The sequence below is a fragment of the Streptomyces sp. 1222.5 genome, from assembly GCF_900105245.1.
Lineage (GTDB): Bacteria > Actinomycetota > Actinomycetes > Streptomycetales > Streptomycetaceae > Streptomyces > Streptomyces albidocamelliae.
The window spans coordinates 812,608-837,619 of record NZ_FNSZ01000001.1; the positions used below are offsets into that span (position 1 = coordinate 812,608).

Sequence of the window (25,012 nt, forward strand, 5' to 3'; positions counted from 1 at the left end):
TCAGATCCATGCGTAGCGGCGGTGGTAGTCGCGTACGCCGGTGAGGGCGAGCAGCTCGGGGCGGTCGACGGCCCGTCGCAGCAGGGCGTCGTACCGGCCGGGGTCGATGTCGCGGTGGGGTTCCGGCCGCAGGCAGGCGGTGTTCTCCGGGAGCAGGGCCGAGTACTCCTCGAAGTCGAGGTCGGCGCGGGCCCGCAGCCGTGGTCCGATGCGTGCCTCGGCGACGGCGGTGGCCGACTCCGGTCCGGCGACACCGCTGAAGAACTCCGAGGAGCAGCCGGAGCCGTAGGAGAAGAGGCCGACGCGGGCGGGCCCGTCGATCGGGGCGTGGTCGAGCAGGCTGGCCAGGGCGAGGTAGAGGGAGCCGGAGAACAGGTTGCCGGTCTGGCCGGGGTGGATCAGCGACGGGGCGACCCGGCGTTCGAAGTCCTCGGTGACGGCGCCGGCCGGGCTGCGGTACAGCTCGCGCATGAGGCGCCGGTGCGCCGCCCTGACCATGCCGGAGAACGGGGTGTGCAGGGCGAGGAGGTCGAACGTCGTGGCGAAGTCGGCGCCCTCCACCCGGGACCGGTAGTCGGCGAAACTGCGTGAGAAGCACTCCAGATAGGCCATCAGCGACCGGTCGGCGTCGGCGATGTCGAGGTCGGGCCGGGGCCGGGCGGAGTCCAGGGTCTCGAAGCTGTGCACACCGAACGCGCCCAGGTCGGCGGCGAGGACGCGGGGGCGGTCGCCGACGAGCAGGGCCACCGCGCCGGTTCCGGTGACCGGTTCGGCGTACTGGGCGCGGGCGTCGGCGAGGGACATGTCGGTGGAGACGATGAGCACCTTGGCCCCGGGCGAGAGCCCCGCGGCCAGGTAGCCGACGGCCAGCTGGAGCGCCGCCGTCGCGGCGTAGCAGGCCTGCTTCATCTCCAGCAGCCGGCAGGTGGGCGGCAGGCCCAGGTGCTCGTGCACGTACGAGGCGACGGACTTGCTGTGGTCGAGTCCGGACTCGGTGGTGGTGACGAGCAGTTCGATCCGGTCGCGGTCGGCCGGGTCGAGCCGTTCGAGCAGCGGCCGGGCCGCGTTGACGGCGTGGGTGACGGGGTCCTCGAAGGGCAGTGCCACGGACCGGCGGTCGGAGGCGACGTTGTCGAAGCGGCGCGCGTCGAGGCCGCGTCCGTCGAAGACCGCCCGGGCGCTGATGGCCGCGCTGCCGGCGTACACGTCGAGGGCCTCGATGCCGTACCCGGCGCCCGTGCCGCTCATCCTTCCTCCTCCGCGGTGGCCGGCGCGGCGGAGTCCTGCGCGGAGGTGCCGGAGGCGTCGAGGGACGTGAGGAACGCGAGCAGGGCGGTGGTCACCCCGTCGGGGTCGGTCACGGTCGGGAAGTGCCCGGCCTGCGGCAGTTCGTGGTAACGGGCGTCGGGGATCGCGCCGTGCATGAGGTGCGAGGTCTTGCGCGGGACGACCGCGTCGACCGCGCCGGCCACCACGAGGGTGGGTACGGCGATGTCACCGAGCCGGCCCAGCAGATCGGGTTGCTGCGCGAACACGTCCAGGTAGCGCAGGCCGATGTGCGGGGCCATGCTCTCGCAGCGCAGCAGCCGGGCCGTGAACTCCGCGCGCCGCCGGCCGACGCCCGCCGCACCGGCCGCGACGACCCGGTCGAGGTCCTCGGCGACGAGGTCTTCCAGGCGGTTCACCTCGCCGGCGCGGTTGGCGTACTTGTACGAGCTGCACACGAGCGCCAGGGACGCGGCCCGCTCCGGGTGGGCGAGGACGAAGCTCTGGGCGAGGAGTCCGCCGAAGGAGGTACCGACCACGTGCACGGGACGGCTCAGCCCGAGGCGGTCCAGTACGCCGCCGTACAGGTCGGCGATGCCGGGCAGGGAGATGTCGTCCGCGCCGGTGGTGGCGCCGACGCCGGGATGGTGCACGACGAGCACGCGGTACCGGTCGCACAGGCCCGCCACCTGGTCGGCGAAGACGCCGGCCCCCATGTTGAACGGAGGCAGCAGCAGCACGGTCGGACCGGTGCCGCAGTCGAAGACCTCGACCGCGCCGCCGCCCATCGGCAGCAGATGACGCCGTGTCCCGGGGGCGCGTTCGCGCAGGACGGTGTAGTTCTCGGACGCCGGAGGCGGGGAGCCGGGCTCCTCCTCCAGCGCCCGGCGGATGTCCGCGGGCAGGGCGTCCGTCGGATGGTAGGCGCGGAGCGCCGAGGGGCCGGCCGCGCCGGGCACCTCGGTGAGATCCCACACGGGTGCCGGGTCGGCGACGAGTTCCGCGAGCCGGTCTGCGGCGCTCTCCAGCTCCTTGCGCTCGATGCCCAGGGGCACGGCGAGCCGGATCAGGTTCCGCTGCGGCGGTTCCGATCCGTCGGTGAGCCGGACACCCGGGGCGAGGTGCGGGCCTCCGCGCACCCCGGTGGCCGCGTAGATCCAGGACAGGTAGGAGGCCACGGGGTGCCGCAGTGCGGTGCCGGGCGCGGCCTCGTCCACGTCGAGCAGCACGCAGTGGGCGGCGGGCCCGGGCACCAGCGGCACCCTGCCCAGCTCCAGGCGCTGCCGGAACGCGGCCACGTCGGCCACCCTGCGGGTCACGAGACGGTCCGTGGACTCCTGGTCCAGCAGGGCGGCGGACAGCATCCGGCGCGCGGACAGCCCGGGTTCCCGGCCGCGCTCCAGCATCCGTTCCGTGAGCCGCTCGGCGAGGCGCTCGTCGGTGGTGGCGAGAAGTCCGCCGCCGTCGACGCCGAAGTCCTTCGACAGACTGAACGTCACGGCCTGGGCGAGGCCCAGCATGTCCTCGGCGACCTGCCACAGGTCCTGGGCCGGCCGTCCGGAGTCCGCCGCCACCAGCAGCGCGTTGTCGAGCAGCCGGGTGGCGTCGAGGACCAGCGGCACGCCCCGGGCACGCGTCCGGTGTGCGACAGCGCGCAGGTTGTCCAGGGACAGCGGGGCGCCGCCGTGGGCGTTCGTCGCGGTCTCCACCAGGACGAAGGACACGTCGCCCGCGTACCGGTCGAGCGCCTTGTCCAGCGCGTCCAGGTCGAGGTCGGCCGCGTAGGGCCCCTCGCCGGCGACGGGCAGCGCCACGGACGGGTCGAAGCCCTGCTCCACCAGCGTGGCCAGCCAGGTGGGGAACGCCGAGTTGTGCAGGACCCGGCCGCGGGGCCCGGGCCAGGCACGGCACAGCCGTTCCTCGGCGGCACGGCCCGACGCGGCGAAGAAGCGGTGGGCGAACGGCAGCCAGGGCAGCTCCGGCGGCTGCTCCCCCGTGAGCTGGGCCTCGTCGGCGAGTTCGGCGAGCGCCCGCGTCCGTTCCCGCTGCCAGGGGTCGGCGCGGTCCGCCCACGAGTCCGTGACGAGGTCGAGCTCCACCTCGACGTGCGGGATCCGGACGGGGTTGTGACCGTGGGCGGCGAGCTGGACCAGACGGGGGCCCCGGTCGGGGGCGGAGTCCGGCTCGTGGGCGCGGGACACGGGCTCGCTGTCGGCGCCGGAATCCTGCCGGCCGGCGTCGCCACGGGGCCGGTCGCCGGTACCGGCGGTGACGGTGGACGGCGTCGTGTCCGCGGCGGGTACCGCGGGGTCGGCGATCAGCAGGATGACGTCACTGACCTCGGTGGCGTCCTCGCCCTCGGGCTGCACCAGGTACAACGTCCGGTTCTCCGGGCGGAACTTGTTCTTGAACTGGTAGTTCCCGCCGCCGAAGATCCCGGCGTCACGGAGCTCGGCCAGTGCGCGCACGGCCCTGCCGGAGGCGTTGGGCGACGTACCCATCTCACCGCCGAAGCTGGCACCGAAACTGAACACCTCGCAGCCCTCGCCGCGCAGACGCTCCAGGATCCGGACGAGGGCGAACTCCAGCCCGCCCAGCGGCATGGCGTCGGGGTAGAACTCGACGTCGAGCAGATGGCCGTTCTCGGACGGGATCCGAGTGATCACGACCGCGTTCACCAGGGCGTCGTCCAGGTAGGTCAGGAAGACCCGGTGCCGCTGGTCGAGCCGGCCGCCCGCCAGCTCGTCGCGCACGCGCCGTACGTACGGGTTGACCATCTGCTTGGTGGCCGCCCAGCCGTCCACGAGGCGGGCCAGCTCGGCGTCCACGGCCGGATCGTCGCCGCTGCGGTACTCGTCCGTACGGCAGGCACCGGCCTTCTCGAACCGCTTGACCATGTAGCGCAACCGGCTCATCCGGCCGCCGGAGAGCTTGAACGAGCCGAGGTCCTCGATGCGCTGCAACGCGCCGAAGGGGGTGGCGGTCACGGGCGCGCCGTCCACCTCCTCCAGCCGTACCAGCGACAGCAGGTTGGGGCGGAGGCCGTGCTGCCGGGCGTGGCGGAAGTACTCTCCGGCCAGTTCCGCGAAGTGCTCCTCAGGGCCGGTGTAGTTCCACACCAGCATGGCGCCGCCCTGCCGCGAGAGCGCGAAGAAGCCTCGGCGTTCGGCACCGACGAAGAGGTGGGGCGCGATGTCACGGCCGCCGAGCCCGCTCTCCTTCCCGTGCCGCTCCTCCAGTTCCCGGAGCACCGGGGCGAGTTCGGGGTCCGCCGCGGCCTCGGTGCGCGTCAGCGTCCGGGCCCGCGCCGGGGTGCCGGGTTCGGCGGCGGTGCCGACGGCCGGGACGGGGCCGGCGGCGGGACCGGGCTGCGGGGCGGGCGGCCGGACACGGGCCACGGCCGCCTCTCCGTGTGTCTCGCACAGGGAGCCGGCCAGTGACTCCAGTGTGGGCCGGTCGAACAGCAGGGCCTTGGGCAGGGCACCGAGCCCGGACTCCAGGGCGCTGACGCTGCGGAGCATGTCGAAGGAGGTGAAGCCGTTCGCCTCGAAGGTGACCGCAGGGTCGAAGGGGCGCCCGAGGACGCCTTCGAGCAGTCCCCGCAGGGCTTTTACGGCGTCCTCGCGGCCGGCGGGTGCCTGCGTGCCGTGCGGCGGGGGCGCGGGCGTGTCGTCGCCGCCCGAGCCGGCCGCACCCGGTAGGGCCGCCGCTGCCGGCGAGGGCGGGATCTCGCGCGGCGCCGGGCGGGGGGCGGCGGCCGCCGCGGACGCCCGGACGTGCGCGGCCAGCGCGGTGATGGTGTCGTGCTCGTAGAGGTCGGCTCCCTGGAGGTCCAGGCCGTGCAGGTCGTTCAGGGCGCGTGCCACGTCCATGCGGAAGATGGAGTCCAGACCGAGGTCGCCGAACGGTGTGTCGTCCGCGAGGTCGTCGGCGGAGAGGCCGAGGACGTCGGCGACGAGACCGCGTACGGTGCCGCGCACCTCGGTGTCCGGGAGGTGCCGGGCCGCTCGTTCCGGCGCCGGGGGCGCGTCCCCGTGGCGCGGGGCGGTCGTCGGTCCGTCGGCGGCCGATGCGGCGGGAACGGCGGCGGTGGGGCCTCGCCCGTCGGCCGAACCGCGGTCGGCCGGTTCGGGTGCCGGGGTGTCCGCCCGGGCGGGTACGGCCTGTTCCGGGGACGGGGCCGGCACGGGAGCCGTGGTCAGGGGCTGGAGCCTGATCCTGGGACGAGGCGCGGGGGCGGGTGGCGGTGCCGTGCCGGCTTCCGGTGCCGGCGCGGTGGCGGGTGCGGTGGTGGATCCGGTGGTGGATGCCTGGGGGACGTGCGACAAGGGGTTCTCCGTCCTCGCTTGCCGGGTGCCGGTACCGGGCGGGTCGCCGAACCAGTGGCGGCGCGGCCGGAACGCGGCCCGCGGCCCTGACCGGGTGTGCTCGTCCGGCCGGTGGGCGTCGTCGGGCGGTGTCCAGGCCTCCAGCACCACATGGGCGTTGGTGCCGCCGAACCCGAACGAACTCACCCCGGCCCGCCACGAGATGCGTCCGTGCTCGTCCTTCGCCCCCTCCCAGGGAGCGGTCGCGGTGCCGATGCGGAACGGCGTGCCGTCCAGTTTCAGGAAGGGGTTCGGCTCCCGCAGATGCAGGTGGGCGGGCAGGGTGCGGTGAGTCATGCACAGCAGCACCTTGAGCAGGCCGGCGATCCCCGCCGCGGCCTCCAGGTGCCCGATGTTCGTCTTCACCGATCCGAGCGTGATGTGCGGTTCGCCCGGCACGGGTTCGCCCGCGTCGGCGTACAGGCGGCCGAAGGCGTCCTTCAGGCCCTCGGCCTCGATCGGGTCGCCGAGCCGGGTCCCGGTGCCGTGCGTCTCGACGTAGGTGACGGTGGCGGGGGCGATGCCCGCGGCCCGGTGGGCGCGGACGACGACGTCGGCCTGGGCGCGCGGATTGGGCGCGGTCAGGGAGGGCGACCGGCCACAGTGGTTGACGGCGCTGCCCCGTACGACGGCCAGCACACGATCGCCGTCGGCCTCTGCCCGGTCGAGCGGCTTGAGCAGGACCGCGCCGACGCCCTCGCCCCGCACGTATCCGTCGGCGTCCTTGTCGAAGGTACGGCAGCGTCCGGCGGGGCTGAGCAGCCCGGACTGGTCGAAGACCCGGAAGAGGCCGGGGCTCAGGGCGAGGCTGACACCGCCTGCGACGGCCTCGTCGCACTCGCCGGAGGCCACGGCGCCGACCGCCCGGTGCAGGGCGACCAGCGAACTGGAGCAGGCCGTGTCGACGGTCTCGCTCGGGCCCCGCAGGTCGAGCAGGTGGGAGATGCGATTGGCGACCAGCGACCGCGCCACCCCGGTGGCCATGTGGGCCTCCGTCGGGGCGCCGGAACGGGCGATCAGCTCGCCGTAGTCCGAGGTGGCGACGCCCACGAACACTCCCGTCGAGGTGCCCGCCAGGTCCTCCGGGCGGTATCCGGCGTCCTCGAAGGTGCGCCAGACCGTCTCCAGGAAGAGCCGGTGCTGCGGGTCCATGAGGCGTGCCTCGGTCGGGGAGATACGGAAGAAGGCCGCGTCGAAGTCGGCCACGTCCGCGAGGAATCCGCCGCGGAGCCCCGCGGTCGCGGGGTCGGCCAGCAGCTCGGTGCGGTCCGGCGGTACGGGTCCGACGAGGTCGTCGCCGGCGGCCAGGTGCCGCCAGAACGCGTCGAGGTCCGGCGACCCCGGCAGGCGTCCCGCCATGCCGATGACGGCGACGTCCCGGCGGCGGGCGGGGCCCGCGGTGGCGAACGCGGGCCGGGGCGGCGGGGCGGGCGCCACGGCGGCGGTGTTCCCGACGTGCCGCGGTGCGGCGGCGCTGTCCTGGACGGGTGCGGAGCCGCCGGTGGCCTCGGCGGGCCGGGGATCCGGGGTGGTCGCGGGCGTCGCCCGCACAGTGGCCGGTCCGTGTGCGGCGCGTACCGCGGCCGGGTGCGCGCGGCTCAGGTACGAGGCCACGTCGCCCAGCGTAGGGTGCTCGAAAAGGACGGTCGGCAGCAGTTCGAGACCGTACCGGTCGTTGATCCGTACGATGAGTTCGCTCAGCGAGAGCGAGTCGAAACCGAGGTCCATCAACTCGGCCCCGGTGTCGACCTCGTCCGGGTCGACCATCAGGAACTCCGCGCCGAACAGTTGCAGTTGCCGTCGTACCGGCTCGGTCCGGTCGTCGGCGTCCGGCTCCTGTGGGGCCGGGGCCGGCCGCGCCGCTTCCAGGGGTTCGGTGTCCGTGTGTGTTCCCTTCTCGGCCTCCGCCGCCGCGTCCGTCGCCGGCCGCTCCACCGGAAGGAGCCTCGGCTCCGATCCGGCCAGGGCGGTGCGGAAGACGGCGAGACCCGTGTCGGTGCGCAGGGGGACCATCGACCACAGCTGGGCGAACAGCCGGCGGGTGGCGTCGTCGACGTCCATGCCGCCGTCCTCCCACAGGGGCCAGCCGATGGCGACGGTGCGGCCCGAACGCTCGCCCAGGTCCCGCAGCCGCTCCCGCGCCTCGGCGAAGTCCAGCTGGAAGGCGTTGGCGTAGGCGTAGTCGCTCTGCCCCAGGTTGCCGGTCTCCCCCACGAGCGAGGCGCACAGGACGTAGAAGTCGAGGTCCTCGTCCCGGGTCGCCTGATCGAGCAGCACCGTGCCGGTCACCTTGGGACCGAGCACCTCGGCCGCCTCGTCGGCGGTCTTGAGCACCGCGCGCGCGTCCCGGTGCACGCCCGCCGCGTGCACGATGCCGTTCAGCGTGCCGTAGCGGGTGCGGATGTCGGCCAGCAGCCCGGTGACGTCCTCGGTGGAGGCGAGGTCGGTCTGCCGGTACCAGACCGTGCTCCCGCCGCGCCACAGCTCCGCCGTGCGCCGCTCGATGGCCTCGTCGAGCGGGGTGCGCCCGGCGAGCACGAGATTGACGGGGGTCTCGTCGGCTAGGAAGCCGCCCAGGATCCGGCCCAGGGCACCCGCGCCGCCGGTGACGAGGTAGGTGCCGCCCGGCCGGATCGGCAGGGGCCCGTCCGGCGCCGCCTGGGGTGCCGGCCGGTCGGTCAACCGCCGTACGTGACACAGGCCGTCGCGGTCGACGACGAGTTCGGTGACGCCGGTGGTCACCCGGGCGAGTTCGTCGGCGAGGACGGTCGCGAACCGGGCCGCCGCCGTGCCGCCGTCCGGCCGGGCCGCCTCGTCGTACGTGTCGAAGGCGATCCGTACCCCGGCGCAGCCGCTGTGCTCCAGCGCGAGGGACTTCAGCAGGCCGCCGGTCGCCGAGAACTGCGGCTGCCGCCAGGCGGGCCCGTGCGCGACGGCGGTGCGCAGCCGCACTCGACGGTCCCGGGCGAGCAGGGCCGCGGCCGCCCACAGCAGCGGGTACGGTCCGGCGTCCAGGTCGTCGCCGAGGGTGCCCGGCCGTGGCGGCCCGGCGTCCGGCGGGCAGGCCAGGACGACGGCGTCGGGCAACCGGTCCCGCTCGGCGAGGAGTTCGGCGAGCCGGCGCAGGTCGGCCGGGGCGGGACGCGACGGGAGGACGACGGAGTCCTCCTCCAGCGCACAGCGGTCGCCGGGACGCGTCGTCAGGCAGTCGGCGCCCCTGCGGGCGAATTCCGCGGCGACGGCGCGGCGCACCGGGGACTGGGGCCCGAGCAGCAGGACGCGGCGGGGTGTGTCCGCCGTCCCGGGCACGTCCGCGGCCCGCGGTTCGAGCACGGGCGCCAGACGGTACACGGTGGTTCCGCCGGGCTGCGGGTCCCCGCCCGTCGCGCTCCCGGACGAGGCGTGCGCCCCGGGGCGGGGCTCTTCCACGATCCGGTCGTGCGGGAGTTCCGCAGCCGGGCCGGGCGTGCCCAGGGTGGGGTCGGTGATGCCCGTGTCCAGCCAGTGCCGGGTCCGGTCGAAGGGGTACGTCGGGTAGGTCACCCTGCGTGCCGCGCGCCCCGCCCAGAGCGCGGTCCAGTCGACGTCGTCCCCGCTCGTCCAGCGCGCGCCGAGCCGGGCGAGAGCCGCCTCCGGCTCCGTACCGGCGGTGCCGTCCGTGGCCCGGGCGTCGCGCAGCAGGGCGGAGCCGGGGCCATGCCGCCCGCTGCCCGGGCCGGGAACCGCCCGGCCGACGGTGATGCCGGGAACCTCCGCCCGGCCCGTGTCGGCGTAGGACCGCAGCAGGGTGGCGAGCCGGGCCGTGTCGGCGCAGACCACCGCGAGCCGCTCCGGGAAGTGACGGCGGCCGGTCTGGCTGGTCCGGGCGAGTGACGCGAGGGCCGTTGCGGCGCCGGACGGTGAGCCGAGATGGTCCGCCACCCGGCCCGCGTAGGCCCGGAGCCGTTCGGCGGAACGTGCCGACAGCAGGAACAGGTGCGGTCCGGGTTCGGCCGGGGAGATGTCGTCGGGCTCGCGGTACTCCTCCACGACGAGGTGGGTGTTGGCGCCGCCCGCGCCGAAGGAGCTGACGCCGGCCCGGCGGGGGCCGCCGTCCGGCGGGGCCGGCCAGTCGGTGAGCGTACGGACCGGCTCCAGCGCCGATCCCGCGAAGTCGATCTTCGGGTTGAGGTCGTCGAGGTTGACGCAGGGGGCGAGTTTCCGGTGCCGCAGCTGGAGCAGCAGCTTGGTCAGGCCGGCGATGCCCGCGGCGCCCTCCAGGTGCCCGATGTTGGACTTCACGGACCCGACCGCGCAGGGACCCGGCCGGTCCGGTCCGCCGAGCGCCCTGCCGAGCGCGGCGATCTCGATCGGGTCGCCCAGCGAGGTGCCGGTGCCGTGGCACTCGACGTACGACACCGTCCCGGGCGCCACCGAGCAGTTGTCCAGGACCCGACGGACCAGTTCGGCCTGGGCGTTGGGGTTGGGCACGGTGTAACCACCGGTCTTGCCGCCCGCGTTCATCGCGCCGCCCTTGATCACCGCCCAGATCCGGTCGCCGTCCGCGACGGCCCGGTCCAGTGGTTTGAGCAGGACGGCGCCCACGCCCTCACCGGGCACGAAACCGTCGGCCCCGGCGTCGAACACCTTGCACCTGTCGTCGGCCGACAGCATGTTGAGGGCGCTCAGGGAGACGTGGTGCGCCGGGTGCAGGATCAGGTTCACCCCTCCGGCGACGGCGGTGCGGCATTCTCCGCGCCGCAGGCTCTCGCAGGCGAGGTGGACGGCGGTCAGCGAGGAGGAGCACGCGCTGTCCACGGCGATGCTCGGGCCGTGGAAGTCGAAGAAGTACGACACCCGGTTGGCCACCGACCAGTGGGCCGAGTGCGCGCCGGACAGCCTGCCCTGGGGCCAGCCGGTGGCGGCGAGCTGACCGTAGGTGCCGTACATGACGCCCACGAAGACCCCGGTGTCCGCCTCATGGGTCTCCGTACCGAGCCGGCCGTTCTCCTCCAGGAGGTTCCAGGCCGTCTCCAGGAACAGCCGCTCCTGGGGATCGATGTGGGCGGCGTCCCGGCCGAGGATGCCGAAGAACGCCGGGTCGAACAGGTCGATGCCGTCCAGGAACGCGCCCCAGCGGCTGTACGAGCGCTGCGGGGTGACCCGCCGCGCGTCGAAGGTGGGCCGCCAGTCCCAGCGTTCGGCCGGTACCTCCCTGAACGAGGCGGTGCCGGCGGCCAGGTTGCGCCAGAACCCGTCCACGTCGTCCGCGCCCGGGTAGCGGCCGCTCACGCCGATGACGGCGATGTCGGACGCGGCGGACCCGGTGGGCGGGGCGGCCGGGACGGCGGGGGCCGTCCGGGGGCGTACGTCCGTGTCCGCGTCCCTGTCCGTCCCTGTCTGCCGCGGCCGCACATCCACGGCCGGGGCGGTGTCGGCCAGCAACGCGTCGAGGGCCGCGCCGTGTTCGGTGGCGAAGTGGTCGGCCAGCTGGGCGATCGTCAGCTTCTCGAACAGCAGCGTGGCGGGCAGTTCCCCGAAGTCCTCCTCGAAACGGCCGATGATGCGCAGGCTGACCAGCGAGTCGACGCCGTAGTTCTCGAAGGTGACCTCGTCCGCCAGGGAATCGGGGTCGAACTTCAGCACCTCGGCGAAGACACCGCGCACATAGCCGCGGACCCGCGCGTCGTCGGTCGCGGACGTCGTGCCGCGCTCCGGGTCCTGGCCGGAGACGTCGGCGACGAACACACACTGTTCGAGGTCGTCGGCCGGGGTGCCGGGCACGCCCAGTGTCCTGAGGGGCCCGAACCCGCACGCCGTCAGCTCCCGGTGCCACTGGGCGGGCCCCAGCAGCGGCGCGTGCGGCAGCCGGTGCTCCGCGTCCTCGAAGGCCCACCAGCCCGGCGTCAGCCCGAAGGTGAGCGTGAGGAAGTCGGAGGCCCGGGTCACCTCGTTGATCAGCAGACTGCCACCGGGGGCCACGAGTTCGCGCACGTGCCGCAGGGTCCGCCCGATGTCCGCCGTCGCGTGCAGCACGTTGGTGGCGAGGACCAGGTCGTAGCCGTGAGGGGTGAAACCCTGGGCGGCGGGGGGCCGTTCGATGTCCAGCGTGCGACAGTTCAGGTACGGGCGTCCGGGTCCGAACTCCCGCTCGCCGTGGGCGAGGAAGACGGGCGAGACATCCGTGTAGTCGTAGGAGACCGGCGGTTCCTCGCGGGCCGCGCCGGGGTCGCCGAGTGCCACGTCGAGCGCGTCGAGGACGAAGGCGGTACCCGCTCCCGTGCCCGCGCCGATCTCGAGGATCCGCAGCGGGCGTCCGGCGGTGGCCGCGGCCCGGTGACGGCGCAGCACCGCCACGGTCTCCGCCGCCATGAGCCGGTGGTAGTGGTCGGACAGCGGCTGGCCCCGGTAGACCGCTTCGACCGGTTCCACGGAGCCGCCGGGGAAGAGGACGTCCGTGGGCGGGCGGGTGCCGTCGAGGACGTCGGGCAGCGCCGCGACACAGCGTTCCAGCAGCGTCACGTGCGGCCGCATCGCCGGATGACGGGCGACCAGGGCCTCGGCCGGGTCCGGGCCGCCGCCGGCGGCGGGTCCGGTCCTGAGCAGGATGTCCGTCACCGCGTCCAGCAGACGACGGCCCGCGCTGCCCTCGGGGTGCCCGTCGGCCCACCGTCCCGGCTGCGAGGTGCCCGAACCCCCGGTCGAGAACGCCGCGTTGCGCCGCAGCAGGCCGGCGGCGACGCGCTCCAGGCCGGCGAAGGCGTCGCGGGCTTCCTCGAGGGAGTCCGGGACGGCCCCCAGCAGGGCCAGGCCCTTCGGTGTGCCCTTGACGACGACGGCCTGTCCGAGGCCGGCGCCGAGCACGTCCGTCAGTGCGGCGATGCCTTCGGCGGGTTCGAGGGAGCCGATGCCGAGAGCGGCGAACCGTGCGACGTGGTGCCGTTTCGCGACCGCGCCGACACTCCCCCAGAAGCCCCAGTTGATCACGGTGACGGGGAAGGACGCGTGGTCACGCAGGTGCGCGGCGTAGGCGTCCTCGAAGGTGCTGGCCGCCGCGTAGTTGGCCTGGCCCGGGGCGTCGGCGAAGGAGATCGCCGAGGAGAAGCAGACCAGGAAGCCGGGCGGGTCGTCGCGGAGCGCGTCGGCGAGCGCCCGGAGGCCGGCCGTCTTGGGGGCCAGCACCTCGAGGAACGTGTCCTCGTCCATGGCGGCGAGCGTCCGGTCGCGCAGGACGAGCGCACTGTGGAAGACGCCGTCGATCCCGCCCGCCCAGGTGCGCGCCTCCGCGACGACGCGGCGAGCCTCCGCCGGGTCCGCGATGTCGCCGCGCAGGTAGACGGCCTCCCCGCCGAGTGCGGACAGCTCCGCCAGCAGGGCGCGGACGGTGTCGTCGAGGGGGCGGCGGCCGACCAGGGCGAGACGCGCGTGGTGGGTGCGGGCCAGGTGGCGGGCGAGCACCGTGCCGATACCGCCCGCGCCGCCGGCCACGAGATAGGCGCCGCCCTCGCGGAACGGACCCTCCGCGCCGTCGGGCCGGCCGGCCGGCGCCGGCACGAGCACGCGGACCAGACGGCGTCCGCCGCGCACGACGACGAGGGGGTGCGTGCAGGGTTCGGCGATCAGCAGGCCGGCGAGTTCCGCCGGCGAGGACGCCTGCGGGGGCAGGTCGACGCAGCCGGCACGCCACTTGGGATACTCGGCGGAGGCCGACCGCGCCAGGCCCAGCAGGCCCGCGCTGTGCGGCTGGACGGGGCCGGCCCCGTCCGTGGCCACCGCTCCGGACAGCACCACCTTGAGGGTGAGGCCGCGGCTTCCCGCGCCACGGGCGAGCAGCGCCTTCAGCAGCCGGAACAGGCCGAGCGTGGCCGGATCGGGGCTGTCGGCGGGCGCGGGCTCCGCGGGGTCGTGCGACGCGAGCCAGTACACGGTGTCGGGCGGCGCGCCCAGGGAATCGGGGAACTCCCGTTCGCCGACGGTCTCCAGGGGGACGGTGGTCACGGCGGACGCAGGGTTCTCCGTGGGGGTACCGGCACGGTCGAGGGCCGCGGCCAGGGCGTCGGCCAGGGAACGGGCCCCGGCGGTGTGGAACACCCAGGTCACCCCGCGCGCCGGGCTTCCCGTCGGCTCCGGGACGACCGGAGTGGCGTCCCTCAGGTGCGGAACGTGCACCACCGTCCGCGGAACCATGACCTCTTGGCCCGCCGCCGCGGACGCGGCCGCGGTCGTCGACGCGGACTGCAACGCGGACGATTGTGTCTCCTCCGCGCGCGTAGCCGGTGCGGCACCGGCGCCGGGCCCCGGCAGCTGCCGTAGGGCCACTCCGGCGAGGGACACACAGACCCGCCCCTCGGCGTCCGTCACCCGTACGGTGAACCCGGAGCCGTCCGGTGCCGCGTGCGCGTACCCCGTCCTGGGGACCGGGGCCCACACCTCCAGCGCCCGCATCGCGAAGGGCACCAGCGGGTTGCCGTCGTCACCGGCGGTCAGGACGGTGAGTGTCTGCAGGGCCGCGTCCAGGACGGCCGGATCGAGCGGCCAGGACGAGTCGTCGCCCACCGCCGCCTCCGGGGCACGCAGCAGGCCGAGTGCCTCGCCGTCACCGGCCCACACTCCCTCCAGCGCCTGGTAGGCCGGCCCGTAGGTGAGGCCCCCGGCCGCGAAGTCCGCGTAGAGCTCCTTCCCGGGGCGCCAGGACGGGCAGCGCCGGCGCACCGCGTCGGGGTCGAGCCGGTCGGTCACCGTTCCGTCACGGGTCAGCGTCTCGAAGCGGCCACGGGCGTACGGCAGTCGGTCCCCGTCGGCCGTCAGGACCTCGAAGCCCGCCGCGCGCCCCGGCCGGTCCGTGGTCGTCACGCGGACCTCGCGGCGGGCGGTCACCTCCAGCGGGCGCAGCCACTGGATCTGCGAGAGCCGGACGGGCCCGGTGACGCCGTGCCGTGCGGCGGCTCGAACGGCGAGGGACAGGCTCGCGACACCGGGAAGCACCGCCTTGCCGGCCAACCGGTGGTCGGCGACCACGCGGTCCCGCGGATCCAGCGTCTGCCGCGACGTGCCGGCCTCCTCGGCCGCCGCCCCGGCCTCCGGCGGCGCGGGTCGTACGCCGTCGACGGGCCTGAACTCGGCCGCCCAGTGCCGGTCGCGGGCGAACGGGTAGGTGGGCAGCGGCACCCGGCGGGCGCTGCCGGCCGGGTACCCGGCCACCCGATCGAGGGTCCCGCCGCGTACGTAGGTCTCGGCGAGTCGGCCCAGGCGTTCCCCTGGACCGCTCTCCGCGGCGACGTGGACATGGGGGACCTCGCCTCGTTCGGCCGCCGTGCGCAGCGCGCGGACCAGTTCGCCGCGGCCGTGTACGACGAACGCGGCGCGCAGCGGGAAATGGGTGCGGCCGGTGGTCAGTGTGAAGGCGACGTCGGCGAGTTCGGGGACCGGGCCGTGCGTGGTGTCGAGGGCGTCGGCGAGCCGGTGCAGGGCCTGTCGCAGCGCCTCGGGGGTCCGTGCGGACACCGGCACGAGGTGGGCCCGGGCGGCACCGGTGGTGTGACGGCGCGGCCGCGGGGCCGGTGCCTCGGCGACGACGGCGTGCGCGTTGGTGCCGCTGAAGCCGAAGCTGCTGAGCGCGGCGACCCGCACCCCCGCGCGGCCGGGCCGCCACTCGTCGGCGCGGGTGAGCACCCGGAAGGGGCCCCGGCCGAAGTCGATCTCGGGATTGGACTCGTGGTAGTGCGGGGAGGGCGGCAGTTGCCGGTGCCGCAGGGCCAGCAGCACCTTCAGCAGCCCGGCGACACCGGCGGCCATGGTGGTGTGGCCGATGTTGGCCTTCACCGAGCCCAGCGCCGTCCGGCCCGCGGAACCGCCGTCGTCGGTGCGGAAGGCGTCCTGGAGCGCCTTCACCTCGATCGGGTCGCCGAGCGGCGTCCCCGTGCCGTGGGCTTCGACGTACCCGATGTCCTCGGGAGCGACGCCGGCCGCGCGGTGCACCCGGCGGATCAGTTCGGTCTGTGCGGCGGCGCTGGGCGCGGTCATGCCGTTCGTCCTGCCGTCGCCGTTGACGCCGGTGGCCCTGATGACGCCGTGGATGTGGTCGCCGTCCGCGAGGGCCCGCGCGAGCGGCTTGAGGACGACCACGCCGACGCCCTCGCCGAGCACGATGCCGTCGGCGCGTGCGTCGAAGGGTGCGCTCGTCCCGGTCGGGGACAGCATTCCGGCGTTGCTGCACCTGATGTGCACCCGGGGGGTGAGCATCAGGGCCACGCCGCCCGCGAGGGCCGTCCCGCACTCACCTCGGCGCAGGCTCTCACAGGCCAGGTGGACGGCCGTCAGCGAGGAGGAGCAGGCCGTGTCGACCGCCAGGGTGGGGCCCGTCAGGTCGAGGAAGTACGCGATGCGCGCGGCCAGCACGGAGGGGGCGGAGCCGAGGAACGCGTGGCTGGTGTCGGACTGCCCGGCCGCCGCGAGGACTTCGTCGTAGTCACCGGTCCCGCATCCCACGAACACCCCGCAGTCGCGGCTGCCGCGCTCGTCGGCCCGGCCGGTCGCGCCCGATCCGTACCCGGCGTCCTCCAGCGCCTTCCACGCCTCTTCGAGGAAGAGCCGCTGCTGCGGCTCCATGGCCTCCGCCTCCAGGGGCGAGAGCCGGAAGAACGCCGGGTCGAACTCGTCGACGCCGCGCAGCAGGGCGGCCCATTTGCTGTCGGTGCGGTCGGTCATCGACCGGTCGGGGTGGTACCAGCGGCCCGTGTCCCAGCGTTCCGCCGGCACCTCGGCGATCTCGCTGCGACCGGCCGACAGGTTCTCCCAGAAGGCGTCCAGATCGTCGGCGCCGGGAAAGCGGCCGGACATGCCGATGACGGCGATGTCCGCAGCGCCGACGGGACCGCCCGGGTCGGCCGGGGCGGTGAACGGTTCGGGGGGCGGCGCGGGTTCGGGCTCGCCCTCCGGTTCGTCGTCGCCCTGTGCGGCCGTCGCCTCGGCCGGTGCGCGGCGGGGCACCGGACGGAGGGTCACCATGCCGTGGGCCGTGGCGGACACCGCCGAGGCCGTGCCCGCGCCGCCCGGCACGGTCGGGTGCGAAGGGGCCGGCAGGTGGGGCTGCGCACCGGTCCTCGCCGGGGTGCCGCCCGTTCCGGACCCGCCGGGTTCCCGGGCCCTGTCCCCCGCATCCGTCTCGGCCGCCTGGCCGGAGTCGGCCTCGGCCCGTTCGGGCTCGGGGTGACGGGGTCCGGCGGACGGCTCGGGGGCGAGGGCCGCGCGGTGCAGGGCCGTGGCGCTGCTCCGGGCGGCCGACAGGGCGGCCGTCATCGCGGGCACCGTCGGGTGGTCGTACACCGCGACCGCCTCCAGACCCGCGCCGTGGCGCTCGTTGAGGTCACGGACCACCTCGACGGCGCCGATCGAGTCGAGTCCCATCTCGGCGAAGGTCCGCTCGTCGTCGATCTCCTCGGGGCGCAGGTAGAGCACCTGGGCCAGGGAAGCGACGACGTCCGCCCGCAGCTCTGCCGCCGAGGGCCCAGGGCGTTCCGGGTCGGGCCCGGGCCCGGCGGCGGTACGGTCGTCCGCCCGGTGTGCGACGGGTGGCGTGGGCGCCTCAGCCGTCCGAGCGGCTTCGGCCGGGGGGCTCGGCCGGGCCTCGGTCTCGGCCGAGCCCGGCTCGGGGCCGGCCGTCGGCCGCTCCTCGTCGCCGCCGGCGGTGTTCCGGAACGCCGCCACGCGGGCGAAGTGGCCCCGGACCCGGTCGCGCGCCTCGGTGCCGAGCACCTCTTCGTGCATCCGGACCTCCCGCCCGACCACGTCGTCCAGCCGGGCGAGGACCCGGCCGGCCAGTTCCTGCTTGAGGCGGCGCACGGCGCCCTGCGGCTGCGCCGCCAGCGTGCGGGCGCGGTCCAGCGCGGCCGGCAGGACCTCGCGGCGCGGCAGGACCGTCACCATGGCGCCGTGACGCCGCAGTTCGGCCCCGGTCAGGGACCTGCCCGTGAGCATCATCTCGTCGGCCAGCGCGGAGCCGAACCGGCGTTCGAGGACGTAGGTGGCGCCCATGCCCGGGGTGAAGCCGTAGGTGACGAAGTTCGCGCTGTAGACGCTCTCTTCGGCCATGAGGACGACGTCGGCGTACAGCCCGAAGGCCAGCCCGCCGCCGGAGGCGTGTCCCTCGATCGCGGCGACCACGGGCCGGTCGCACCGCAGGAGTCCCTCGTACACGAACGGCTGGTCGGTGAAGCGCCCGTCGCCGCCGGCGAGCGTGGCCAGGGCCTCGGAGGTGCCGCCCATGCTGAACACGCCGTCCGAGCCGGTGACGACCACGGCCTTGATGTCCGTCCGCGCGGCCACCGTGTCGAAGGCGGACCGCAGTTCCCGCAGCAGCCGCTCGGTGAACATGGGCGAGGCCATGCGGATCAGGCCGATCCCGCCGTCCAGGACGACGAGTTCGGCTCCGCTGTCCCGGCCGGACGGGGTCCGTGCGGGCGGGGTGGCGGCTTCCGCGGGCGGGTGGGAGGGGCCGGCCGCCGTGCCCGTGGGTGCGGCGGCCGTGGCATCGGCGGTGGCGGCTGTGGCCTCGGCGATGGCCGCCGTGGCATCGGCGGTGGCGGGTACGGCCTCGCGATCGCCGGTGGATCCCGTCCAGCCGCCGGGCCAGCACCGCTCCTCCCGGAAGGGGTACCCCGGCAAGGGGATCCGGCGGGGAGGAGTGCCGTCGTCCGTGCCCGGCTCGGTCCAGTCGGCCCCGGTCTCCCCCGCGACCCACCGGCGTGCCCATTCCTCCAGCGCGGCCCCCTGTCCTGCGGACGCGTCCTGCGCCCGGGACGGCACGGGCGCCCGGTCGTCCGTGCGGGCGGTGTCCGCCGGAACGGTTCCCCGGTACTCGCCGGGGCCCGGTTCGGCCCCCTTCACCAGGCGCTCCAGGGCCGCGCGGAGCGGCGGCAGGCCATCGGCCACCGCCGCGAACCGGACGGGCATGGCGGTACGGCCCACCCGCAGGGTGTGGGCGAGATCGTCGGTCCTCGGCAGCCCGTCCTCGGTGCCGGCCCGCGCCTCCAGGGCGGTCCAGACGCGGGCGGCCTCGTCGAGCGTGACGCCCGGGTGGACGGCGGCCACGAGGTCCGCCGCCGTCGGCGCGCCGGGCCCGATGTGGTCCGCGAGGTCGTGGGCCAGGGTCAGGAGGGCGGCGGGGTCGAGGCCGAGGTCCTCGAAGGTCTCGCCGCCGCCGAGCGAGGTCTCCGGCACGGCGAGGCGCCGGGCGGCCAGCGCCCGTACCAGGGCGTCGGAGGTGAGGGGTGCGGGCCGGGCGGCGGCCCGTTCGCCGTGCGGGGCGAGGAAGTCGAGCAGCGCGGACGCGCGCTCGCGCAGGGCTTCGTCGTCCTTGGCGGACAGCACGAACAGCCGTGGTCCGCGAGGCGCGGGCCGGGCCGGGAGTTCGGGGGGCTCCTCGAGCACCAGGTGGGCGTTGGAGCCGCCCGCGCCGAAGGCGCTCAGACCGGCGAGCCGGCGGGCGCCGGCCGGACGGGGCCAGGGCGCGGCGGTGCGCTGCACGGCCAGCCGGCCGTCGCCGAAGTCGAGGTGTGGGTTGAGCGTGCCGGCGTGCAGGGAGGGAGCCAGCGCGCCGTGGCGGAACTGGAGCAGGACCTTGGTGAGTCCGGCGATGCCGGCGGCGCTCTCCAGATGGCCGATGTTGGTCTTCACCGAGCCGATCGCCACGTGCTCGGGGCCCGGCTCGAAGGCGGCCAGGGCCGTGCGCAGGCCCTCCAGTTCGATGGGGTCGCCGAGGGCGGTGCCGGTGCCGTGCGCCTCGACGTAGCCGAGGGCGCGCACGTCGGCGCCGGCGTCGCGGACGGCGGCGGCGACGAGCGCGGCCTGCGCGGCGGGGCTGGGTACGGTGAAGCCGCTGGTGCGTCCGCTGTGGTTGAGGTGGGCGGACCGGATGACGGCGTGGATGTGGTCGCCGTCGGCGAGCGCGCGGTCCAGGGGTTTGAGCAGGACGGCCCCGACGCCTTCGCCGGGCACGTAGCCGGTGCCGCCCTCGCCGAAGGCGCGGCACCGGCCGTCCTGGGACAGCCAGCGCCCGCGGGCGAGCTGGAGGTACTTCTGGGGGTGCGGCATGAGGTTGACGCCGCCGGCCAGGGCGAGCGTGCTCTCGCCGCGGCGCAGGCTCTCCACGGCGAGCTGCACGGCGGTCAGCGAGGAGGAGCACGCGGTGTCGACGGCGAGGCTGGGTCCGCGCAGGTCGAAGGCGTAGGAGACGCGGTTGGCGACCGAGGAGTGGAGGGCTACCGGGGCCGCCCCGTCGTCGGGGTCCTCGACGAACTGGAAGTGGTTCCACATCACCCCGGCGAAGACGCCGACCTGTTCGCCCGCGAGGGCCTGCGGCGGGTGTCCGGCGTCCTCCAGGGTCTGCCAGGCGATCGTCAGGAACAGCCGCTCCTGGGGGTCCATGCGCTCGGCCTCGCGCCGGGAGATGCCGAAGAACAGCGGGTCGAAACGGTCCATGCCGGCGAGGAAGCCGCCCCAGCGGCCGTAGGTCCGGCCGGGCCGGCCGACCTCGGGGTCGAAGATCGCGTCGTGGTCCCAGCGGTCGGGCGGCACTTCGGTGACGCAGTCGCGGCCCGCGGCGAGGTTGGCCCAGAAGGTCTCCAGGTCGGGTGCCTGCGGGTAGCGTCCGGCGACGCCGACGACGGCCACGGGCTCGGCCGCCCGGCGCTCGCGGGTCCCCCTCGTGGTGGCGGCCCGGCGCGGGGCGGCGGGTTCGGCGGGGACGGGCTCGTCCAGTGGGGCGAACAGCCCGGAGGTGAGCGGGCCGGGGGTGCCGCCGTCGTGCGTCGACAGGGCTCGCGGGTCGGCGTGCACGGCCACCAGCCGGGTGGGGCCGGCGGGTTGGGCCAGGTACCGGTCCAGCAGGCGCAGCGCGGCTGCCGTGGGCAGGGGCCGCAGGCCGGCGGTCGCCGCGCGGGCGAGTGCGGCGGTGTCGGCGCGCATGCCTCCGTCGGACCAGTAGGGCCAGGCCAGGGAGAGGGTACGGCCGGTGCGGGCCGCGTCCGCGGCGCGCCGTTCGGCGAAGGCGTCGAGGTAGGCGTTGGCGTAACCGTAGGCGCACTGGCCGGGGTTGGGCAGGACGGCGGACAACGAGGAGAACAGCACGAACAACGCGGGGTCGTCGGCGGCGGTGGCGCGGTCGAGGTGCAGGGTGCCGGCCAGCTTCGGGGCGAGGACGGCACGGGTGTCGGCGGGGTCCTTGCGGAAGTGCAGCGCGTCGTCCGTGCGGCCGGCGCAGTGGAAGACCGCGTCGATACGGCCGAACAGCTCACGGCAGCGGGCCGCCGCGGCCTCGGCGCCCTCCGCGCGGGCGATGTCGGCCTGGACGTGGTGCGCCTCGCCGCCGAGCGCCGCGCAGCGGTCGAGCAGGTCCGACACCGCGGGGTCGAGGGGCCGGCGCCCGCACAGCACGAGCCGTGCGCCGTAACGGCCGGCCAGGTGCTCGGCGAGCAGCGAGCCGATGCCTCCGGTGCCGCCGGTGATCAGGCAGACGGCTCCCCGGGGCAGAGCGGGGGCCGTGGCGCCGTCGAGGGTGTGCGGGGTGAGGCGGCGGACGTCGCGCTCGCCGTCGGGGCCGTGCCGGTACCGGGTCTCGCTGTCCTCGGTGGGGTCGGCCGCCTCCGCCAGGAGGATGCCGACCAGGTCGTCGGCGTCCGGGGTGCCGACGACGAGGGTGCTCCGGCAGTGCAGGGCGGGGTTCTCCGCGGTGATGCCCCGGGCCAGGGCGGCGACTGCCGTGTGCTGGGGTGCGGCTTCCTCGTGGTGGGCGCTGTGGAGGAAGCGGAGCCGGCGGGTGCCGTCGGCCGTCCTGCTCGCCAGCGCCGCGGCCAGGGCCCAGACGACGTCGTAGCCGTCGGTGGTGCCGGCGGCGGGGCCGGAGGCCGGGGCGGGGCAGACGGCCAGCACCGTCGGGGAGGTGCCCTCGGCGGCGAGCTCGTCCAGCAGGCGGGCGAGGTCGGCGCGGCTGCCGGTGGGCAGCCGCCAGGAGTCGGGTCCGGTCCGCTCGTAGGTGTCGGCCGGCTGCGCGTGGACCGTGCGGCGGGCGGGGCCGGTGCGGTGACGCAGCGCGGCCGGCAGGGCCGGGTCGGGGGTGACGACGAGCAGGTCACCGGGCGCGCCCGGGGCCGGGTCCGCCTGGGCGGGTCGGGGGGCCCAGACGGGGCGGTGGACGAACAGCCTGGCGTCGGCCGTGCCGTCCGCGGGGTCTGGCGGCGGGGCGGCCGGTGACGCGGGTCGCGGGGCTTCGGCGGGGGCGGCCGGTGCCGCGGCTCCCGGTGCGTCGACGGGCAGCGTGAGCGTGTGCCGCCGGGCCAGGTGCCGGGCGACGGAGGTGACGTCCGGGTGCTCGAAGAGCAGGGTCGGGTAGAGACGGCCGTCGACGACCTGCTCCAGTTCCGTGCTCAGTGAGAGCAGGGCCACCGAGTCGAGTCCGAGTTCGTAGAAGCCGCGGTGCGGGTCGACGGCTTCGGGGGCGCGGCCCAGCAGCCGGCCGATGAGCGTACGGAGGTGGCCGGCGAGCCGCCGCTCGGTGTCGTCACCCGCCGTGGCGACCGCCCGGGCGACGGCCGCGGTGGCCGCCTGCGACGGTGCCGCCGGTGCGGTCGCCGCGGGGGTGTCGAGGAGCCGGGTGATGAGTCCGGCGTGCCGGACCCGCTTGCAGCTGAGCTTGGTGAACTTGGCGACGAACCGGCCCTGTTCGTCGTGGATCAGGCAGTCGTTGTGCATGACGTCACCGGACGGGGCGAGCGTCTCCGGTGCGGGCACGTGCACCCAGCAGGGCCCCGCCACGGCGCGCGGGGCGCGGAACTCCTCGATGTAGACGGGGATGAACGGGTCGGGTCCGGGCGGCGGCCGGTGGCCGAAGGCGACCAGGGTGGCGGCGTCCAGTTTCGCCGGATGGAGGTGGAAGGCGCTCTCCTGCTCACGGGAGCCGGGGTCCAGTTCGAGGCGGGCCAGCAGCCCGCCCGTGTCGAGGAGGTGGAGGGCGCCGAAGCCCATCATGGGCGGGCCGTGCTCGATGTCCTCGGCGCGTGCCTGCCGGTACAGCTCGGCCATGTCCCGGGTCCGCTCGGAGCGGGTGAGCAGGGCGCGCGGGTCGACCGGAGGGGGCGGCGGCTCGTCGGTGAACTCCAGACGGGCGGAGAAGTGCGGGCGCCAGTCGACACCTCGGGGCGCGGTGGCCGTGTCCTCGCCCGGTGCGACGATCGCACCGGCCGCCTCTACGCGGCGCGCGCCGGTGGTGTCCGGGGCACCGATCGTGACGCGCACGGCGAGGTCGCGTCCCGGAGCGGTGGCGATCGGCTCGGCGAAGAGCACGTCCCGGAGCACGGCGCGTGCGGTGTCCACCCGCTGGGCGCGCAGGATCCGGTACACGATGTCGAGGAAGGTCGCGCCGGGCATGACCGACACCCCGTGGATGCGGTGGTTGCGCATGATGAAGTCGTCGTGCGGCAGCGAGAGGTGACACTCGATCGGGTCGTTCACGGCTTGGTCTCCCCCTCGTGTCCGAGCCGGCCGGCGGCGTCCTCGCGCAGCCGCGACCGGTCCGTCTTTCCGTGGGCGTTCACTGGTGCGTCGGGCAGCCACCACAGGTGGCGGGGCAGCATGTAGGGCGGCAGGCGTTCGGCCAGCCGCTCGGCGAGCGCGGCCGTGTCGGGCTCGGTGCCGCCGAGCAGGTAGGCGACGAGCCGGGTGCCGCCGGGGGCGTCCAGGGCGAACGCGACGGCGTCGCCTCCCGAGGTGTCGCGCAGGGCGGCCTCCACCTCGCCGACTTCCACGCGATAGCCGTTGATCTTCACCTGGGCGTCCTTGCGGCCGAGGTGGACCCAGCCGTGCCCGGTGGCGCGCACCTGGTCGCCGGTGCGGTACCAGCGGCGGCCGTCGCGGTGCAGGAAGCGGCCCTCGTCCTGCCGCGGGTCGAGATAGCCGCGGAACATCTGCGGGCCGGTCATGACCAGTTCGCCGGTGTCCTCGGCGGGCCGGCCGTCGGGGGCCAGCAGCATGGCCTCCATGCCGTCGTTCGGGTGGCCGATGGGTACGGTGGCGCCGTACTGCGGGCCGGACAGGTCCTGGTCGGGGTCCCAGCGGAACGCGGTGCAGGCGATGGTCAGTTCGGTCGGTCCGTAGATGTTGTCGAGGACACCGCCGGGCGCGGCCCGCTGCCAGTACCGGGCGGTGTCCACGAGGAGCGGCTCGCCGGCGAACACCGACTGGCGCAGACCGGTGAGGCTGCCTGGGGCGAGGCGGTCGGCACGTTGCAGGCTGCGCGCGAGGCTGGGGGTGCTGTGCCAGACGGTCAGTCCGTAGCGCGGGACCCAGCGCGCCGGGTCGAGCGCCTGGAGCCGGGACAGCACGCACACACAGGCGCCGCCGGCCCAGGCGGGGAAGATGTCGCACATCGCCAGGTCGAAGGTGGTCTCGTGGACCTGGCTGAAACGGTCGTCCGGGCGGACGCCGTAGCGGGGCAGCGACGTGGCGAGGAACGCGGAGACGTTCGCGTGGCTGACGGGTACGCCCTTCGGGGTGCCTGTCGAGCCGGAGGTGAACAGGATGTAGGCGATGTCGTCCGGGGTGCCCACGGGGCTGTGCCGGCCGGTCGCCGGGGCGGGTTCCGTCAGTTCGTCCGCCGTGAGGACCCGGGCGCCGCCGACGGCGGTGGGCAGTTTGGCGGGCAGGGCCGTGCGGCCGGTGCGCGGGGCCAGTACGGCGTGCACCGGCGCGGACTCCACCAGTCGGGCCACTGCGCCGGCGGCGTCCGGCTCGGCGACGACGGCGCCGCAGCCCGCGGCGCGCAGGACGGCGGCGTTGCGGGCCGGCGGGTTCTCGGGGTTCAGCGGCACGGCCGGGGCTCCGGCGTACAGGGCGGCGAGCAGGCCGATGTACGCCTCGGGTGTCTTCGAGGCGAGGACCGCGACCGGGGCGCCGGGTTCGCCCAGGGTGCCGATGGCGGCGGCCCACGCCCGTGCCGTGCCGTCGACCTCGGTGTAGGTCCAGCGGCGGTCGAGGATGCGCAGCGCCGGGCCGTGCGGGTTGCGAGACAGGCCGTCGGCGAACCAGTCGTGGAGCATCCTCGCGCCGTGCGGCCGTACGACCGCCGCGTCGGCCCTCACCGGTTTGCCAGGCAGCCGCTGACGACCCGCCAGAGGTCGCCCGCCGTGGCGAAGCTGGCGGGCACGAGGGCGCCTTCGGGGAACTCGATGCCGTACGCGTCCTCCAGCCGGGCGGAGAGGCCGACCATGCCGAGGGAGTCCAGGCCGTGCGCGGGCAACGGGACGTCGGCGCGCAGCGGAGCGGTCGGGGGGTAGTCGGTGAGCGCGGCCCTGACCAGCTTCTCGTAGGTGTCGTCCCAGTTCGTCGCCACGGTGCGCCTCGTCCTTCTC

At 75.4% G+C, this 25,012-nt stretch carries 4 protein-coding genes; all 4 read right to left on the reverse strand.

Annotated elements, in window-relative coordinates; translation table 11 throughout:
* Genes BLW57_RS03845 through BLW57_RS03860 form a run of 4 tightly spaced genes read right to left on the reverse strand, consistent with a single transcriptional unit; the run spans nucleotide 1 to nucleotide 24,993 of the window.
* Nucleotides 1–1,248: a hydroxymethylglutaryl-CoA synthase family protein gene (locus tag BLW57_RS03845; protein WP_093472144.1), complete on the reverse strand. Its 1,248-nt coding sequence runs from the start codon at nucleotides 1,246–1,248 to the stop codon at nucleotides 1–3.
* The gene (locus BLW57_RS03850) at nucleotides 1,245–23,117 is read right to left on the reverse strand and encodes an SDR family NAD(P)-dependent oxidoreductase (protein WP_093472146.1); all 21,873 of its coding nucleotides are present in this window, start codon (nucleotides 23,115–23,117) and stop codon (nucleotides 1,245–1,247) included. The genes BLW57_RS03845 and BLW57_RS03850 overlap by 4 nt, the downstream gene beginning before the upstream one ends.
* The gene (locus BLW57_RS03855; RefSeq protein WP_101377040.1) at nucleotides 23,114–24,742 is read right to left on the reverse strand and encodes an AMP-binding protein; all 1,629 of its coding nucleotides are present in this window, start codon (nucleotides 24,740–24,742) and stop codon (nucleotides 23,114–23,116) included. Before BLW57_RS03855 ends, BLW57_RS03850 begins: the two co-directional genes overlap by 4 nt.
* The gene (locus BLW57_RS03860) at nucleotides 24,739–24,993 is read right to left on the reverse strand and encodes an acyl carrier protein (protein ID WP_176985446.1); all 255 of its coding nucleotides are present in this window, start codon (nucleotides 24,991–24,993) and stop codon (nucleotides 24,739–24,741) included. The genes BLW57_RS03855 and BLW57_RS03860 overlap by 4 nt, the downstream gene beginning before the upstream one ends.
* Between the last annotated feature and the right edge of the window lie 19 nt (nucleotides 24,994–25,012).